The 3,569-nt window shown below is 41.9% G+C and carries 4 protein-coding genes; 1 reads left to right on the top strand and 3 read right to left on the bottom strand.

The genetic code is table 11. From position 1 onward, the window contains the following. On the top strand, positions 1-619 hold a 619-nt coding region (locus H6G86_RS37925; protein WP_242065189.1), incomplete at its 5' end, for a sensor histidine kinase. Between the two features lie 87 nt (positions 620-706). Here the strand turns inward: H6G86_RS37925 and H6G86_RS37920 are convergent. From H6G86_RS37920 to H6G86_RS37910, 3 genes are all read right to left on the bottom strand, one after another. Then, the gene (locus H6G86_RS37920; protein WP_242065188.1) at positions 707-1,153 is read right to left on the bottom strand and encodes a four helix bundle protein; all 447 of its coding nucleotides are present in this window, start codon (positions 1,151-1,153) and stop codon (positions 707-709) included. 93 nt (positions 1,154-1,246) lie between these two features. Then, positions 1,247-2,866 carry a hybrid sensor histidine kinase/response regulator gene (locus H6G86_RS37915; protein ID WP_190938696.1) on the bottom strand — a complete coding sequence of 540 codons (1,620 nt, stop codon included), beginning with the start codon at positions 2,864-2,866 and terminating at the stop codon, positions 1,247-1,249. A gap of 2 nt (positions 2,867-2,868) precedes the next feature. Then, the gene (locus H6G86_RS37910; protein ID WP_313931632.1) at positions 2,869-3,519 is read right to left on the bottom strand and encodes a sensor histidine kinase; all 651 of its coding nucleotides are present in this window, start codon (positions 3,517-3,519) and stop codon (positions 2,869-2,871) included. Between the last annotated feature and the right edge of the window lie 50 nt (positions 3,520-3,569).

The following is a 3,569-nucleotide window of genomic DNA, read 5'->3' as shown; positions in this document are numbered from 1 at the left end:
GGCTACCAGCACATATTTAGTAAATAAAGTTACTTCTTACTTAGATTTTATTTTTGCGATCGCTTGTTTTTTACTGGATCTGACAAAACCGCATTGCTCCCCTTGCTATGCGAGTGAACTAAACCAAGTATTTATGCATTTATTGAATAATGCTATTGATGCAATAGAAGAGGGAATGGGGAAGGTGGGGCCCCTGGGAATAAGGGGTAATGGAGAGTGGGGAGCGGGGAATCAATCTTTTAATCGTTATTCTCAAATGCCACTTGACGGGAGTCGCTCTAATTGGGGAGACACACCAGTTCCTGCACTCGGAGAAACCTCAAACCCGCAGTGGCTCTTCCCTACCCCCCAAATTAGGATTCACACAGAGGTGACAGACTTAAATACGATCAAAATTGCGATCGCAGATAATGGCCCTGGTATAGAAGAGGCGGTGCGATCGCGTTTATTTGACCCATTTTTTACCACAAAACCTGTGGGCAAAGGTAGTGGGCTAGGATTATCTATTAGCTATCAGATTATCGTCCAAAAACACCGAGGAAATATTACCTGCACTTCTTCTGTTGGGCAAGGAGCAGAGTTTGCAATTGAAATTCCCATTGAGCAACCTGAGCATTAGCCAACAGTAAACTCGTCAATGAAGAGGATAACCCGAATTTCTCACTCATAGGGTGGGGAGTGTGGGAGGTGTGGGAGGTGTGGAAATTTAGTCAAGTAACCAATCATCTTGATGTGTAATCATCTTGACTAACCCACTAAGGACTTGATTGTAAGGAGCGTAGAGTTCTCTTCCTTGTTCGACCGTAAGATATTGACATTTCACAGCAAACTTTAACCAAACTTGAGTTTCTGCTGCTTCCGCCTCACAATCATTAAGTTTAGCGACAAAAGCGGCTTTATATCGACGTTTTCTCCAAGCCTCTGCCATATTTGCACAGACAGAGCGAGATAGCGAAGCGGTAGCGAGTTTTCGAGTGTCGGAGCGACGAATTTGGTCAGTTAATGAATATTTTTCTTCAACTGGGAACTTTTTAGAATATTCAAAAATTTGCATTGCTGTTTCAAATGCTAATTGATAAATGGCTAAATCCTCATGAGTTCTAAAATACTTCTTCCCTTTTTCTTCCATCTTCTTTAATTTCGACCGTTCCATTCTTCATCTTCCCACCCTCCCCACACTTCCCACCCTCCCCACACCTCCCACACTTCCCACACTTCCCACCCTCCCCGCCCCCTGCCTCTTTAGTCATAGGCTTAACGGCAGTTGAACTATGAACGTTGCCCAGCCATGAGAACTAGTAACTTCAATTTTGCCTTGGAGATATTCTACTAACTTCTTCACTAATGCTAAACCTAATCCTGTGCCGCCATGTTGCCAGCGATCGCTCTGAGGAATTCGGTAAAATGGCTCAAAGATGCGAGATTGTTCTGTTGTGGGGATTATTACTCCAGAATTACTAATTGTAATTTGAAAGTAGGGGACTTGAGAGTTATCTAATAGATCAGATTCAGCATCCTCATTTATAAGACTTTTTGTGGTGTCAATTATCCGAACATCTATTGTGATCTGTCCTTCAGGCGGAGTATATTTACAAGCATTGTTGAGTAATTCTGAGACAATTTCGGTCAGGCTAGCCAAGTCTGAAACTAAAGGTGGTAAATTTGGCACAATACTAACTTCCAAAGTCTGTTCTTTAGCTTTCGCACTTTCTTCAAAATACTCGGCGACGTGAGGCAGCCAATGTTGAAGTTGAATTGAAGTTAATTCCAATGGATAGACATCTGCATCAATCATTCGGATATGCAGCAAATTGTCTACTAGATTCAGCTCTTGTTCGCACTGCTCATGCAGGATAGTTAAGTAGCGGGCTACAGATTCCGATGGAGAAAGTGTGCTTGAATTTAAGCTGCCCTGCCGCTCAAGAATATTTTCTAGGGCGGAGATTGCCATTTTGATGTTTGACAAGGGCGTTCGCATTTCATGAGAAGTGGTTGCGAGAAAATCCTCTTTCAACTTATTCAGGCGTTGGAGTTCTGCCACTTGAATTTCTAGTTGTTGGGCACGTTCGGTTGCGAGATTGCGTTCTTCGGTGAGCCGTCGTTGTGTGTCATCTCGAAAAACTAATACTGCTCCTGTAATGATGCCACTGTTGTCTCTGAGGGGAGTAGCACTATCAGCGACTGGTATAGTTGTCCCCTCTCTAGTAATTAGTAAAATTTGACTGCCTAGATAGATAGTAGTTTCTTGTTGGAGGGCTGTGATAATTGGATTTTGGACAGGGATCTGAGTTTGTTCGTCAATGAGTCGGAACACCTCTGTTAACATCCGTCCCTTGGCTTCATTCCATCGCCACCCTGTTAATGCTTCACCTGCCTGATTTAGGTACTTTACACGCAACTCAGGATCAACTACAATCACACCGTCCCCCATTCCTCTAAGGACAGAACTCAAAAATTGCTCGCGATCGTAGCGATTGAGTGCTGTTTGAATGGCAACGTAAAGTTCTTGTTCCTTGATGGGTTTGAGAATATACCCAAAGGGGGATGTCAGTGTTGCCCGCTCCACAGTACTTCTATCCGAATGACCTGTAAGGTAGATAACAGGAATTTGCAAATTACGCCAAATTTGCTCAGATGCCTGAATCCCGTCCATTTCGCCGCGTAACCTGATATCCATTAAAATCAAGTTTGGGCGTGATCCAGTTGCTTTTTCAATTGCCTCTTCTGCTGAATCGGCGATACCTAAAACAGTATATCCCAGAGACTCTAAATTTTCTTGTAAGTTGATGGCAAGAATATATTCATCTTCAACAACAAGGATTCGAACTGTCTCCTTTTTATATGTGTTTGATGGGATGCCAATCATTTTTATATCCGGCTGTTTGTAAAAGTAATTTTGAACTGTGTTCCCTGATGAGATTCAATTTCGAGTTTTCCTCTTAACTGTTTGACTAAGCCCTGAACAAGGGTTATGCCCAGTGTTTTAGCTTTCTTACTATCAAAATTTTCAGGTAAACCAATGCCATTATCTCGAATAATGAGTGTTAAAATAGACTCGGATTCTTGATAAAACTTAACCTCAATTTCACCCCTAATATTACCAACAAAGGCATATTTCAAAGCATTAGAAACCAGTTCGTTGATAATCAAGCCACAAGGAATGGCAGTTTCGATGTCAAGGCTAGCATTATCAACTTGAATATTCAAGTGAATCTGCCTGGAATTGACGTTATAAGAATCAAATAAATGAGTTGTTAAATCTGGGATGTATTGAGCGAAATCAATATCAGCGAGGTCTTCAGATCGGTACAGTTTTTCATGAACTAGGGCAATGGAGGCAATGCGGTTTTGGCTATCGCGCAAAATAGCTGTCACGACAGGATCTTGTGTCCGTCTGCACTGCATTTGCAGCAAACTGCTGACAATTCCTAAATTATTCTTCACCCGATGGTGAATTTCTTTAAGTAATAAGTAGGACAGGGTGAAAAAACCAAATTGTGTAAAGATAAGTAAATACACATAATGTATCTACCACGGTAACAGGTATATGGGCAGCCGTTTAAGGGTAT

This window comes from Nostoc sp. FACHB-133, assembly GCF_014698055.1.
In the GTDB taxonomy this organism is placed as follows: domain Bacteria; phylum Cyanobacteriota; class Cyanobacteriia; order Cyanobacteriales; family Nostocaceae; genus Nostoc.
This window is presented reverse-complemented; position numbering and strand designations above follow the sequence as displayed.

Bases quoted from the DNA above. Each gene is read 5' to 3' on its own strand.
- H6G86_RS37920 (WP_242065188.1), bottom strand. From the start codon at position 1,153: ATGGAACGGTCGAAATTAAAGAAGATGGAAGAAAAAGGGAAGAAGTAT.
- H6G86_RS37915 (WP_190938696.1), bottom strand. From the start codon at position 2,866: ATGATTGGCATCCCATCAAACACATATAAAAAGGAGACAGTTCGAATC.